Consider the following 12271-nt stretch of genomic DNA (forward strand, 5'->3'; position numbering starts at 1 on the left):
GCGCGTGCGGGATACGTCCCTTTACCGCGAATTACATTCAAATTTTCTGACGATCATCATCATGCTTATCTGAGTTTATCCTGGCGCAAAAGCGCGTAATGTGAACACATTACATTGACTCCCTAAGGATATCATCATGTCCCGTACCCGCATGCCCGCGTTGTTTCTCGGCCATGGCAGCCCAATGAACGTGCTGGAAGACAACATTTATACTCGCGCCTGGGCTCACCTGGGCGAAACCCTGCCGCGCCCGAAGGCGATTGTCGTGGTCTCTGCGCACTGGTTTACGCGCGGTACGGGCGTGACGGCGATGGAGGCCCCGAAAACCATCCACGACTTCGGTGGTTTCCCGCAGGCGCTGTATGACACCCATTATCCGGCACCGGGCTCTCCGGCGCTGGCGCAACGACTGGTGGAGCTGCTCTCGCCAGTGCCGGTCACCCTTGATAAAGAAGCCTGGGGATTTGATCATGGCTCGTGGGGCGTGCTGATTAAAATGTATCCGCAGGCGGATATCCCGATGGTTCAGTTGAGTATCGACAGCACTAAACCGCCGGCCTGGCATCTGGAGATGGGGCGGAGGCTGGCCGCGCTGCGCGATGAAGGCATTATGCTGGTGGCCAGCGGCAACGTAGTGCATAACCTGCGTACCGCGCGTTGGCATGGCGAGAACACGCCCTACCCGTGGGCAGAGTCCTTCAATAACTACGTGAAGGCGAATCTGCAGTGGCAAGGTCCTGACGCGCAGCACCCGCTGGTCAACTATCTGGCGCACGAAGGAGGCTCGCTCTCCAACCCAACGGCGGATCATTTCCTGCCGCTGCTGTACGTGCTGGGGGCGTGGGATGGCGTTGAAGCGATCACGATCCCGGTGGATGGTATCGAGATGGGCTCGCTGAGTATGCTGTCGGTGGTGGTTGGCGCCTGATAAGATTGCGCTCCAGCGGCGATGTCGTCGCCGGAGCGTGACATTATTCGACGAAAATGTGCGGGTAGAAGCGCGACAGATCCTGGGTGATCAGCGCCCGATCTTCACGAATACCGATCCCGGCAGGTTGATCGTTGATGAGCCAGCTGCCAATCAGCGTGTAGCTGTCACCAAACTTCGGCAGGGGGTAAAACGCCTGCACGATAGTGCCTTCTTCCCCGTAGGGACCTTCCACCGACTCCACGACCTTACCCTGCTCAATAATTGAGACGTTGGCGCCTTCACGGGAGAAGATCGGCTTAATGACGTACTTCTCCATCTCCGGATGGGCATCTTCGCTGAAGTAGGCCGCCAGCAGATTCGGGTGATTGGGGAACATTTCCCACAGCATCGGCAGCAACGCTTTGTTAGAGATAATGCTTTTCCACGCCGGTTCCAGCCAGCGGACGCCGGCGTCTTCCAGCTTGGTGGAGAACATCTCCCGCAGCATAAACTCCCACGGATAAAGCTTGAACAGGTTACCAATCACCTGATCCTGCAGATCGGTAAACTGGCCTTTTTCGCCGAGACCGATATCTTCGATGTAGAGGAATTCTGTCGCCAGCCCTGCTTCGGCGGCGCAGTCCTGCAGATACTGTACGGTACCGCGATCTTCAACGGTATCGCGGCAGCAGGCCATGTGCAGCAACTGGAAGCCAAACTGTTCACGCAGTTCACCGAAGCGGTCGATTAACTTTTCCTGCAAACTGTTGAACTGGTCGCTACCCGCCGGTAGCTTGCCGGCGTTGAGCTGGTCTTCCAGCCAGATCCACTGGAAGAACGCCGCTTCGTACAGCGAGGTCGGCGTGTCGGCATTGTTCTCCAGCAGCTTCGGTTCACCGACGCCATCCCAGGCCAGGTCGAGACGCGAGTACAGCGACGGCTGGTTAGTTTTCCACGACTGGCGTACAAAGCCCCAGGTGTGTTTAGGGATACGGAATTTGGTCATCAGCTCATCGCTGGCGATCACTTTCTCCACTACCTGGAGGCACATCTGATGTAGCTCAGCGGTGACCGCTTCGAGCTTTTCCACCTGCGCGAGGGTCAGTTTGTAGTAGGCCTCTTCGCTCCAGTAGGGCTCGCCGTACATGGTGTGGAAGTTGAAGCCGTACTCGGTCGCTTTCTCGCGCCAGTCCGGGCGCTCGGTAATACTGACTCTTTCCATGTTGCTTAGCCGCCCATTGAGCGAGAAGAGGACGTTGAACCGGCGGCGCTACGCTGCATAGTCGACTGTTTCGCTACCGACTCGCCAAAGCCGCCGCGGGTGACGGTGGTGGTGGTGGCTGGCTTCGGCGCCATCGCGGTTTTCGGCACGTTCATGGTGCGGCCCGGCTGAGCGGCGCCATAGCTCTTGCCGCTGGCGTCAGTGTACTGACCGTAGGCCGGGCTGGCCGGGTTTTTCGAGCTGAACAGCGGCTGCTGTTGCGCCATGCCGCCGCCCATCAGGCGGCCCATCATATAGCCGGCCATCAGCGGCATCCAGAAGCTACCGCTGCTTTGCGCCTGCGCCTGGTTTTCCGGGGCGACGCCTGCCTGGGCTGGCGTCTGCTGGCACTGACCTTCGCCAAATTCAGCGACGCAGTCTTCGCGGGTGGCATATTTTGGCGCGGTGCGCTCTGCCTCTTTTACCGCATTGGTGTAGGCCGTGGTGCACTCGGCTGCTTTGCCCGGGTTCGCGGCGGAGCAGTCATCGGCGTTCTGGTACAGCGACACCGTTTCGTCGCTTTTTTCGCAACCGGCAAGCATAAAGACCGCGGTGACGGCCAGTGCGACTGGCGTCAGATGGCGTGCGCTCCAGCTTTTGCGGAACGACGAATGATTAATATTTTTTGTCCGTTTCATATTTGTCTTCCAGGACCCAGTGGTATGGCGTGTGTTAACGCTCAGGATAGAGGATGAGTGGTGGAAAATGAAGCGAAGAGGGGCGCAAAGCGGCGGATCTTTACGTTGCCTTACGTTTAACGCATCGCCTGTCCAACGAACAGGCGATGCGCGTCACAGTATGAGAATTACTGACGGAACGGATTGCTGCCGCTGCTCTGCGTCGTCCGTGCGGACGCCGGTTTCACGGCGGCGGTAGTATTGCCGTAGCCATCAGCGGTGGCATCCTGCTGCGGATTTTCCGGCGCGACGCTGTCAGCGGAGGTCGGGATTGGTTTACCCAGCGTGTTGTTCAGGGCGACCAGATCCTGCTCATTCAGAGTACCTAACGCCGACTTGATGTTCAGCTCGTTGATCAGGTAGTTGTAGCGCGCATTAGAGAGCTGCTGCTTGGCGTTGTACAGCGTGGTAGTGGCGTCGAGGACGTCAACGATAGTACGTGTACCCACCGAGTAGCCAGCTTCCATAGCATCCAGGGAGCTTTGCGCAGAGACCACCGCCTGTTTGTAGGCGTTGATGCTGCTGATGGAGGCGTTCACGTTGTTAAACGACGAACGCACAGTCTGCACGACGCTGCGATGAGCGCTTTCCAGCTGCTCGCTGGCGCCGACGAAGTTGTATTGCGCCTGTTTGACCTGCGAGGTCACCGCGCCGCCCTGATACAGTGGCAGAGAGAAGTTCAGGCCGATTTGGTTCTGCCCGACGTCGCTGTCGTTGTAGGCGAGCGGGGTATTGGTTTTCGAACCGTTATATCGCGTATTCGAAACGCCGGTAGAAGCGGAAAGGTTCAGGGTCGGCAAATGACCGTCCTGCGCCTGGCGAATCTGCTCGCGAGCCAAGTCCTGGCTCAGACGCGCCTGCAGCAGCGACAGGTTGCGGTTCTCCGCTTCCTTCAGCAGGGCATTGACCGCCTGCGGCTTATTGGTCTTGAAGCCGTTCACGTTCAGGGAGGCCAGCTCCGGATAGTAGTTACCGGTGACCTGGCGCAGTCCTTCGACGGCGTTGTCGAGATCGTTGCGCGCGGTCACTTCGTTCGCCAGCACGGCGTCGTATTGTGAACGGGCGTTCTGTACGTCGGTGATCGCCACCAGGCCTACGTTAAAGCGCTGCGTGGTTTGGTCCAACTGGCGGTAAATGGCCTGTTTCTGCGCTTCGGTATAGGAGAGCGTGTCGATGGCAGCCAGCACTTTAAAATAGGCCGTCGCGGTATTCAGAATCAGTGTTTGCTGATCGGTCTGATACGTGACATCCTGAATGCCTGCCGTTTTTTCCTGCAGCGTCAGGGCGCGCCATTTCGACATATCAAACAGAACCTGCGTTAACTGCAGCGAGCCGCTGGTGACGTTAGAATTGACGCCGTTGCTGTCGCGATAGCCATTGGTATAGGTATAATCTGCTCCCAGCCCAAGCTGAGGCAATAATGGACTGCGCGCTTCGTTGATCTTTTCGAACGCGGCGTCACGATCGGCTGCCGATTTACGCAGATCGGGGTTGCTGATGCGTGCCTGCTGGTAAACCTGAAGCAGGTTTTCCGCCTGGCTCATGGCGCTGAACCCGGTCAGGCTCAGGCCGATAAGAATGGGGAGCAATTTCTTCATTTGCATTCCTTGTTGTGAAGCATTTAGCGCTGGTCTAATTCTAAGAAAAATTCCGCTGATTGTATCGATTCTGCCGCCGTAAAAAGTTGGCGTTACGTGCCATCCGGCGGTAATTTGCACCAATCTAACATACGGACCGTAAAACGGTAGCCAAACGGTTTGGAAATCCCTAATTTCGGATTCGCAGGACATGACAATGAGCAAACCCACGCAGCAGGGAATTACCTTCTCCAAAAATGATGTAGAAATTATTGCACGCGAAACGCTATATCGTGGTTTTTTTTCGCTCGATTTATACCGTTTTCGCCACCGCCTGTTTAACGGCGGCATGAGCGGCGAAATCACCCGCGAAATTTTTGAGCGCGGCCATGCCGCCGTCTTGCTACCCTTTGACCCGGTGCGCGACGAAGTGGTGCTCGTCGAACAAATCCGTATCGCCGCCTATGATACCAGCGAGAGCCCGTGGCTGCTCGAAATGGTCGCCGGCATGATTGAAGAGGGTGAAACGGTAGAGGATGTCGCCCGTCGGGAAGCGCTGGAGGAGGCCGGGCTTGAAGTCGGGCGGACGAAACCAATATTAAGCTATCTGGCCAGTCCTGGCGGCACCAGCGAACGGTTATCGATCCTGGTGGGAGAAGTTGATGCATCCACGGCGAAAGGCATTCACGGCCTGGCCGAGGAAAACGAGGATATTCGGGTGCATGTGGTGAGCCGGGAGCAGGCTTACCAGTGGGTAGAAGAGGGCAAAATCGACAACGCAGCCTCTGTCATCGCCTTGCAATGGCTGCAATTGCATTATCACAATTTACGAAACGAGTGGACAAAATGAAGCGTTATACACCTGACTTCCCTGAGATGATGCGCCTGTGCGAGACCAATTTCGCGCAGTTGCGCCGCCTGTTGCCGCGAACGGATGCAGCGGGTGAGAAGGTGAGCTATCAGGTGGGAAGCGCGCAATATCGATTAACGATAATTGAATCAACCCGCTACACTACTCTGGTGGCGATAGAGCAGACTCTGCCAGCGGTGAGCTACTGGAGCCTGCCGTCGATGACCGTACGCCTCTACCATGACGCCATGGTGGCCGAAGTGTGTTCGAGTCAGCAGATCTTTCGCTTCAAAGCGCGGTATGATTATCCTAATAAAAAGTTGCATCAACGCGACGAAAAGCATCAAATTAATCAGTTTCTGGCCGACTGGCTGCGTTACTGTTTAGCACATGGAGCGATGGCGATTCCGGTTTGTTAGCGTCGTTAAACCTAAGGACACCATTTGGAAAGCCTGTTAAACCTACCTCTGGCTGGTGAGGCCAGAGTCAGGATCTTACAAATTACTGATACTCACCTGTTTGCTGAAAAACATGAAACGTTGTTAGGCATCAATACCTGGGAAAGTTATCAGGCTGTACTGTCGGCCATTCATGCCTCACAGCGTCCATGCGATTTAATTGTCGCAACAGGCGATCTGGCGCAGGACCACTCCTCCGCGGCCTATCAGCATTTTGCTGAGGGTATCGCGAGTTTTGCTGCACCCTGCGTCTGGCTACCAGGCAACCATGATTTCCAGCCGGCGATGTACAGCACGCTGCAGGAGTCGGGTATTTCGCCCGCCAAGCGTGTATTTCTCGGCGATCACTGGCAGATCCTGCTGCTGGACAGCCAGGTGTTTGGCGTTCCCCATGGCGAGCTGAGCGACTTCCAGCTGGAGTGGCTTGAACACAAGCTGGCGGAAGCGCCGGAGCGCTATACCTTACTTCTGTTACATCACCATCCGCTGCCGGCCGGCTGCAGCTGGCTGGATCAACACAGTCTGCGCAACGCCGGTGCGCTGGACAGCGCGCTGAGTGCCTGGCCGCGGGTGAAGCATCTGCTGTGCGGCCATATTCATCAGGAGCTTGACCTGGACTGGAATGGCCGGCGCATGATGGCGACGCCGTCGACCTGCGTGCAGTTCAAACCGCACTGCGCCAACTTCACCCTTGATACGGTTTCACCGGGCTGGCGCTGGCTGGAGCTGCATCCTGACGGGACGCTGACCACCGAAGTGTGCCGGCTGGAAGGCGCCGAGTTTCATCCGGATATTGCTTCAGAAGGCTACTGATGGCGACGCTCCTTTATCTGCACGGCTTTAACAGCTCTCCGCGCTCGGCGAAGGCGATGGCGTTAAAGACCTGGCTGGCGCAGCACTATCCTGATATCACCATGGTGGTGCCGGAGCTGCCGCCCTATCCGGCGGAAACGGCGGAGTTGCTGGAATCCATCGTGCTGGAGCACGGCGGCGAACCGCTGGGGGTCGTTGGGTCGTCGCTGGGCGGCTACTACGCGACCTGGCTGTCGCAGTGCTTTATGCTGCCGGCGGTGGTGGTTAACCCGGCAGTGCGGCCGTTTGAGCTGCTGAACAATTTTCTCGGCCACAATGAGAATCCATACACCGGGCAGCAATATGTGCTAGAGTCTCGCCATATTTACGATCTCAAAGTCATGCAAATCGACCCGCTCGAAGCGCCAGATTTACTCTGGCTGCTGCAGCAGACCGGGGATGAAGTGCTTGATTACCGCCAGGCCGTTCATTACTACGCCTCCTGCCGGCAGACGGTGGAGGAGGGCGGTAATCACGCATTTGTCGGCTTTGACGATCATTTCACTCAGATTATCGAATTTCTCGGCCTGCACTAAACGGCCCTGAACGACCTACGAATACACACCATGACGCAATCTTCATATAACGCTGATGCCATTGAGGTACTCACCGGACTTGAGCCGGTGCGCCGCCGTCCGGGCATGTATACCGACACCACGCGTCCTAACCATCTTGGTCAGGAAGTTATTGATAACAGTGTGGATGAAGCGCTGGCAGGCCACGCCAAACGCGTGGAAGTTATCCTTCATGCCGACCAGTCCCTTGAAGTCATTGACGACGGGCGCGGGATGCCGGTCGACATCCACCCGGAAGAAGGGGTGCCGGCGGTTGAGCTGATCCTCTGCCGACTGCACGCGGGCGGTAAGTTTTCCAACAAAAACTACCAGTTTTCCGGCGGCCTGCACGGGGTCGGGATCTCGGTGGTCAACGCCCTGTCAAAACGCGTAGAGGTGAATGTTCGTCGCGACGGTCAGGTCTACAGCATTGCCTTTGAAAATGGTGAGAAAGTAGAAGACCTGCACGTCACCGGTACCTGCGGTAAACGCAACACCGGGACCAGCGTCCATTTCTGGCCGGACGAAAGCTTCTTCGACAGTCCGCGCTTCTCCGTTTCGCGTTTGACCCACCTGTTAAAAGCGAAAGCGGTGCTGTGCCCGGGCGTGGAAATTGTGTTTCGCGACCAGGTTAACAACAGCGAGCAGAGCTGGTGCTATGCCGATGGCCTTAACGACTACCTGAGCGAAGCGGTAAACGGCCTGCCGCTGCTGCCGGAAAAACCGTTTGTCGGCACTTTCTCCGGCGAGACGGAGGCGGTGGACTGGGCGCTGCTGTGGCTGCCGGAAGGCGGTGAACTGCTGACCGAAAGCTACGTCAACCTGATCCCGACTATGCAGGGCGGGACGCACGTCAACGGCCTGCGCCAGGGGCTGCTGGACGCGATGCGTGAGTTCTGCGAGTACCGCAATATTCTGCCGCGCGGCGTGAAGCTGTCAGCGGAAGATATCTGGGATCGCTGCGCCTACGTGCTGTCGGTGAAAATGCAGGATCCGCAGTTCGCCGGACAGACCAAAGAACGCCTGTCGTCGCGCCAGTGCGCGGCGTTCGTCTCCGGCGTGGTGAAAGATGCCTTCAGCCTGTGGCTGAACCAGAACGTACAGGCTGCGGAGCTGCTGGCTGAAATGGCTATTTCCAGCGCCCAGCGCCGTCTGCGCGCCGCCAAAAAAGTGGTACGTAAAAAGCTGACCAGCGGTCCGGCGCTGCCGGGTAAGCTGGCAGACTGTACCGCCCAGGACCTGAATCGCACCGAACTGTTCCTCGTCGAAGGGGACTCGGCGGGTGGGTCGGCGAAACAGGCGCGCGACCGTGAATATCAGGCAATCATGCCGCTGAAAGGCAAGATCCTTAATACCTGGGAAGTCTCGTCCGATGAAGTGCTGGCTTCGCAAGAAGTGCACGACATTTCAGTGGCGATTGGTATCGATCCGGATAGCGATGACTTAAGCCAGCTGCGCTACGGCAAAATTTGTATTCTGGCGGATGCCGACTCCGATGGCTTGCACATTGCCACCCTGCTGTGCGCGCTGTTCGTGAGACATTTCCGTACCTTGGTGAAGGAGGGGCATGTCTACGTGGCGCTGCCGCCGCTGTACCGTATCGACCTTGGTAAAGAGGTCTACTACGCGCTGACGGAAGAAGAAAAAACCGGCGTGCTGGAGCAGTTAAAACGTAAGAAAGGCAAGCCGAACGTCCAGCGCTTTAAAGGGCTGGGTGAGATGAACCCGATGCAACTGCGGGAAACGACCCTTGACCCGAATACCCGCCGCCTGGTGCAGCTGGTGATCAGCGATGAAGATGAACAGCAGACCACGGCGATGATGGATATGCTGCTGGCCAAGAAGCGTTCCGAAGACCGTCGTAACTGGCTGCAGGAGAAGGGCGATATGGCGGATCTGGACGTGTAAGTCTGTACGCTGCGCCAAACGTAAAAGGGAGCCTGAGGCTCCCTTTTCTTATTTCATTACTGAGTTGGCGGGCTTACACGCCAGGCTGCAGGATACGGATGGTGGTCTCCAGCACATCGCCTTTGACCGCTTCCGACCAGGCTTTCATGTGCGGCGTCTGCAGGTGCGCTTCAAGATGCGCGACGCTTTCCCACTGCTCCACCATGACGATGGAGTCGGGCGCCGTGGTCTGGAAGCTGACGCCGGCGGCATGATCCACCAGCGGGGCATAGCCATGGCAGCCGGCCTCTTGCAAAACGGTCGGGATAATTTTCGCGAACTGATCGAGAACCGCCTGGCGGTGGTGCTGGCCTGGGCGGGTACGGATTTCGGCAATCACTGTTAACATGGTTAACTCAACTCCTTCTGTGTGGATCTCGTCATACTCCAGGTTCGAATAACTCGAAATATGTAGAGCTAGGCCCCTAGTTAACCAAAAATTTCCGCGAGATGCTTGCGATATTCTGCGATATACCGTGGCACATCAGGCATTTTAATCACATCGTTGGCGATAAAGGTCGGCAACGCCTCCATGCCGAGGAACTGATTGGCTTTATGGAACGGCAGGTAAACGCCGTCAACGCCGACGCCGTGGAAGAACTGTTCTTTGTCAGTGAAGGCTTCCATGGGCGCGTTCCAGGTCAGGGAAAGCATATATTTTTTCCCCTGCACCAGGCCGCCGGAGCCATATTTTTTGCTGGCATCAGAGCGGGTACGGCCGTCGCTGGCGTACAGCGAGCCGTGGCCTTCGGTAAAGACATCATCCATATATTTCTTCACCGTCCACGGAGCGCCCATCCACCAGCCAGGCATCTGCCAGATCACCACATCGGCCCACAGGAAATTCTGCACTTCTTCTTTTACGTCGTACTCGCTTTCGGCGCGAACGCTTTTAACATCGTGTCCGGCGTCGCGCAGATAACTCTCCGCGACCTCGGTCAGGGTGTCGTTCAACTGGCCATTCGAGTGAGCGAACTTTTTCGCCCCATTAATAATCAGAATGTTGCTCATCATTTGTCCTCAATCATGAAAATTTGCCGACGATCTTACCCCGCGAAGCGGGGCAGTAAAATAAGCAAAATGTGCAAAGTCTTTTGCCAAATGAGCAATAATCTCGCTACCAGTACACGCGAGCTTCGAAGCCGCCGTCGCGCGCGTTAGCAAATTCAACCTGCATGCCGTGCAGCGAGGCGATGCGCCGGACGATTGACAAGCCCAGGCCGCTGCCCGGCACATCCTGCCCTGGCGGCCGGTAAAAACGCTCGCCAATGCGCGCCAGCGCCTGCGGGCTGATGCCAGGGCCGTTATCGCGCACCCGAAACTCTCGGGCGTTGAGCGTGATATCGACCTGACTGCCGCGCGGGCTATAGCGCACCGCGTTATCCAGCAGGTTGCGCACCAGCAGACTGAGCAGCAGCGGCTGGCCGGTGCGGGCGATATTGCTGGCATTGAGATGCAGGCGTAGCTCAATGCCGGATTGCTGTGCCGGGTGGTACATTTCCATCACCGCTGACTGTAACAGATCATCAAGCGCGATCTTCTGCACGTCGTCCAGCTGGGCGAGAGAGTCCAGCCGCGACAGCGTCAGCAGTTGATCCACCAGCCGGGTGGCGCGATCGATCCCCTGGTGAAGCTGGGCCAGCGCTTTCTCACGTCCTTCTGCATCGTCCATAGAGAGCTGGGCGACTTCAGTCTGCACCTTCAGCGCCGCCAGCGGGCTGCGTAACTCATGGGCGGCATCCGAGGTAAACCGACGCTCGCGCAGCATGGCGTCATGGGTGCGCTGGAACAGCTGGTTCAGTGCGTCAACCAGCGGGCGAACTTCGGAGGGAATTTTCTCTACGCTGAGCGATTCCGCCGAATCCGGGGCGCGCAGGCGCAGCGTACGCGCCAGATTTTTCAACGGCGCCAGTTCGCGGCTTAATAGCACAATAAGCAGCACGAACATCAGCGGCAGGGCGATCATCCACGGGGTGAGCTGTGAGGTGACGATATCCATTGCCATTTCGCGCCGATAATCCCACTCCTGTCCGACGGCGATGCGATGACGACCATCGGCGGTGGTTAACCACAGGAAGCGCCACTCGTCATCATCGCCGCGCAGGTAGCCATTGCTGAACCCCTCGCGCTGCGAGTTCCACTGAATATCCTCTCCGTTCTCACCATCGTTAAGCACCATGGTGCCGTCGCGAGTGAAGATGGCGAACGCCAGCGCGTCGTCGTCGATGTGTCCATGCCGCACCTTTTTCTTTTCACCCGTCGAGGCGGGCGGGGCGCGCAACTCATCGAAATGCATGGCGCTCAGGCGGCGGGCGAACAGAAGTTGCTGGGTATCAAACAGCTTATCCAGCTTTTTGCTGGTTTGCTGCCAGGCGATCACGCTGGCGATGCCCCAGGCGGCCGCGGTGAGCACAGCAAACAGCAGCGTCAGACGGACGCGCAGGCTCAGGCGGGCAAGTCGTTTCATGCGTCACCCAGGGTATAGCCGATGCCGTGGACGGTGCGGATAAAGTCACTCCCGAGCTTGCGGCGCAGATGATGGACGTGAACTTCCACGGCGTTGCTGGAGACCTCGTCGTCCCAGGTGTAGAGCTTTTCTTCGATAAGCTTGCGCGGCAGTACGCGACCGGCGTTACGCAGCAGCAGCTCCAGCAGGGCGAACTCCTTCGGCTTCAGCGTCAGGCTTTCACCGTCGAGGCTGGCGGTTAAACGGTTCGGGTCGAGGCTCACCTTGCCGTGGCGCAGCTCACTGCTGCTCTGGCCGTGCGCGCGGCGGATCAACGCTTCGAGGCGCGCCGCCACCTCAATCAGGGCGAAAGGTTTGCACAGGTAGTCATCTGCGCCCAGGCGCAGGCCCTCCACTCTCTGGTTAAGGGCATCGCGGGCGGTGAGGATCAGTACCGGCTCATGGCGGCCTTTGTCGCGCCATTCGCGCAGAATATCGAGGCCATCGATGCCGGGAAGGGTGAGGTCGAGGATTGCGGCGTCGTAGGGGGCGCTGTACAGGGCGTTCTTGCCCTCCAGCCCGGCGGTAAACCAGTCAATGCTAAAGCCCATTTTGCTCAGCCCGACCTTGATGCCGTCGCCGATCAGCTTGTCATCTTCCACCAGTAATATGCGCATGTTTCCCTCCAACGATCCTGTTTCCTTGCGCAGTAAACCGCGTTGAAGCGGGTGATGTACAG

At 57.7% G+C, this 12271-nt stretch carries 13 protein-coding genes; 6 read left to right on the forward strand and 7 right to left on the reverse strand.

All coding sequences use genetic code 11. The annotated features are described in order from the left end of the window. Positions 1 to 136: 136 nt before the first annotated feature. A complete protein-coding gene (gene ygiD / locus ACKLKD_RS09035) occupies positions 137 to 928 on the forward strand; it encodes a 4,5-DOPA dioxygenase extradiol (RefSeq protein ID WP_025710507.1) in 792 nt (263 codons plus the stop codon). Between the two features lie 43 nt (positions 929 to 971). Here the strand turns inward: ygiD and ACKLKD_RS09040 are convergent, their stop codons facing one another. The 3 genes from ACKLKD_RS09040 to tolC form a co-directional block, all read right to left on the reverse strand. Further along, on the reverse strand, positions 972 to 2132 hold the full coding sequence (locus ACKLKD_RS09040; RefSeq protein WP_025710506.1) for a glutathionylspermidine synthase family protein: 1161 nt from the start codon (positions 2130 to 2132) through the stop codon (positions 972 to 974). Between the two features lie 5 nt (positions 2133 to 2137). After that, positions 2138 to 2809 (reverse strand): DUF1190 family protein, encoded by a 672-nt coding sequence (locus ACKLKD_RS09045; RefSeq protein WP_002916849.1) that lies wholly within the window; start codon positions 2807 to 2809, stop codon positions 2138 to 2140. A gap of 167 nt (positions 2810 to 2976) precedes the next feature. Then, complete coding sequence (gene tolC, locus ACKLKD_RS09050; RefSeq protein WP_023340732.1) at positions 2977 to 4446, reverse strand: outer membrane channel protein TolC; 1470 nt, start codon at positions 4444 to 4446, stop codon at positions 2977 to 2979. A 196-nt stretch (positions 4447 to 4642) separates the two neighbouring features. Between tolC and nudF the strand changes: the two genes are divergently transcribed. The 5 genes from nudF to parE are packed head-to-tail and all read left to right on the forward strand — an operon-like array spanning position 4643 to position 9047. After that, positions 4643 to 5275 carry an ADP-ribose diphosphatase gene (nudF, locus tag ACKLKD_RS09055; protein ID WP_025710505.1) on the forward strand — a complete coding sequence of 211 codons (633 nt, stop codon included), beginning with the start codon at positions 4643 to 4645 and terminating at the stop codon, positions 5273 to 5275. After that, positions 5272 to 5694: a DUF1249 family protein gene (locus tag ACKLKD_RS09060; RefSeq protein WP_025710504.1), complete on the forward strand. Its 423-nt coding sequence runs from the start codon at positions 5272 to 5274 to the stop codon at positions 5692 to 5694. Before nudF ends, ACKLKD_RS09060 begins: the two co-directional genes overlap by 4 nt. 24 nt (positions 5695 to 5718) lie before the next feature. After that, a complete protein-coding gene (gene cpdA, locus ACKLKD_RS09065) occupies positions 5719 to 6546 on the forward strand; it encodes a 3',5'-cyclic-AMP phosphodiesterase (protein WP_025710503.1) in 828 nt (275 codons plus the stop codon). After that, complete coding sequence (yqiA, locus tag ACKLKD_RS09070; RefSeq protein WP_025710502.1) at positions 6546 to 7121, forward strand: esterase YqiA; 576 nt, start codon at positions 6546 to 6548, stop codon at positions 7119 to 7121. The genes cpdA and yqiA overlap by 1 nt, the downstream gene beginning before the upstream one ends. Before the next feature lie 30 nt (positions 7122 to 7151). Beyond that, positions 7152 to 9047, forward strand: a complete 1896-nt coding sequence (parE, locus tag ACKLKD_RS09075; protein WP_025710501.1) for a DNA topoisomerase IV subunit B — start codon at positions 7152 to 7154, stop codon at positions 9045 to 9047. A gap of 73 nt (positions 9048 to 9120) precedes the next feature. On the opposite strand, the gene ACKLKD_RS09080 is transcribed toward parE, so the two are convergent. From ACKLKD_RS09080 to qseB, 4 genes are all read right to left on the reverse strand, one after another. Continuing rightward, positions 9121 to 9435 (reverse strand): putative quinol monooxygenase, encoded by a 315-nt coding sequence (locus ACKLKD_RS09080; RefSeq protein WP_025710500.1) that lies wholly within the window; start codon positions 9433 to 9435, stop codon positions 9121 to 9123. A gap of 80 nt (positions 9436 to 9515) precedes the next feature. Further along, positions 9516 to 10097, reverse strand: coding sequence for an NAD(P)H-dependent oxidoreductase (locus ACKLKD_RS09085; protein ID WP_025710499.1), 582 nt, complete (start codon positions 10095 to 10097; stop codon positions 9516 to 9518). 106 nt (positions 10098 to 10203) lie between these two features. Next, positions 10204 to 11553 (reverse strand): quorum sensing histidine kinase QseC, encoded by a 1350-nt coding sequence (gene qseC, locus ACKLKD_RS09090; RefSeq protein WP_025710498.1) that lies wholly within the window; start codon positions 11551 to 11553, stop codon positions 10204 to 10206. Continuing rightward, positions 11550 to 12209: a quorum sensing response regulator transcription factor QseB gene (qseB, locus tag ACKLKD_RS09095; RefSeq protein WP_025710497.1), complete on the reverse strand. Its 660-nt coding sequence runs from the start codon at positions 12207 to 12209 to the stop codon at positions 11550 to 11552. Before qseB ends, qseC begins: the two co-directional genes overlap by 4 nt. Positions 12210 to 12271 lie beyond the last annotated feature (62 nt).

This window comes from Klebsiella sp. 10982, from assembly GCF_048589245.1.
GTDB classification, from domain to species: Bacteria; Pseudomonadota; Gammaproteobacteria; order Enterobacterales; family Enterobacteriaceae; genus Klebsiella; species Klebsiella quasivariicola.

Bases quoted from the DNA above. Each gene is read 5' to 3' on its own strand.
- ygiD (WP_025710507.1), top strand. From the start codon at position 137: ATGTCCCGTACCCGCATGCCCGCGTTGTTTCTCGGCCATGGCAGCCCA.
- qseC (WP_025710498.1), bottom strand. From the start codon at position 11,553: ATGAAACGACTTGCCCGCCTGAGCCTGCGCGTCCGTCTGACGCTGCTG.
- yqiA (WP_025710502.1), top strand. From the start codon at position 6,546: ATGGCGACGCTCCTTTATCTGCACGGCTTTAACAGCTCTCCGCGCTCG.
- parE (WP_025710501.1), top strand. From the start codon at position 7,152: ATGACGCAATCTTCATATAACGCTGATGCCATTGAGGTACTCACCGGA.
- ACKLKD_RS09085 (WP_025710499.1), bottom strand. From the start codon at position 10,097: ATGAGCAACATTCTGATTATTAATGGGGCGAAAAAGTTCGCTCACTCG.
- tolC (WP_023340732.1), bottom strand. From the start codon at position 4,446: ATGAAGAAATTGCTCCCCATTCTTATCGGCCTGAGCCTGACCGGGTTC.
- ACKLKD_RS09045 (WP_002916849.1), bottom strand. From the start codon at position 2,809: ATGAAACGGACAAAAAATATTAATCATTCGTCGTTCCGCAAAAGCTGG.
- qseB (WP_025710497.1), bottom strand. From the start codon at position 12,209: ATGCGCATATTACTGGTGGAAGATGACAAGCTGATCGGCGACGGCATC.
- ACKLKD_RS09080 (WP_025710500.1), bottom strand. From the start codon at position 9,435: ATGTTAACAGTGATTGCCGAAATCCGTACCCGCCCAGGCCAGCACCAC.
- ACKLKD_RS09040 (WP_025710506.1), bottom strand. From the start codon at position 2,132: ATGGAAAGAGTCAGTATTACCGAGCGCCCGGACTGGCGCGAGAAAGCG.
- nudF (WP_025710505.1), top strand. From the start codon at position 4,643: ATGAGCAAACCCACGCAGCAGGGAATTACCTTCTCCAAAAATGATGTA.
- ACKLKD_RS09060 (WP_025710504.1), top strand. From the start codon at position 5,272: ATGAAGCGTTATACACCTGACTTCCCTGAGATGATGCGCCTGTGCGAG.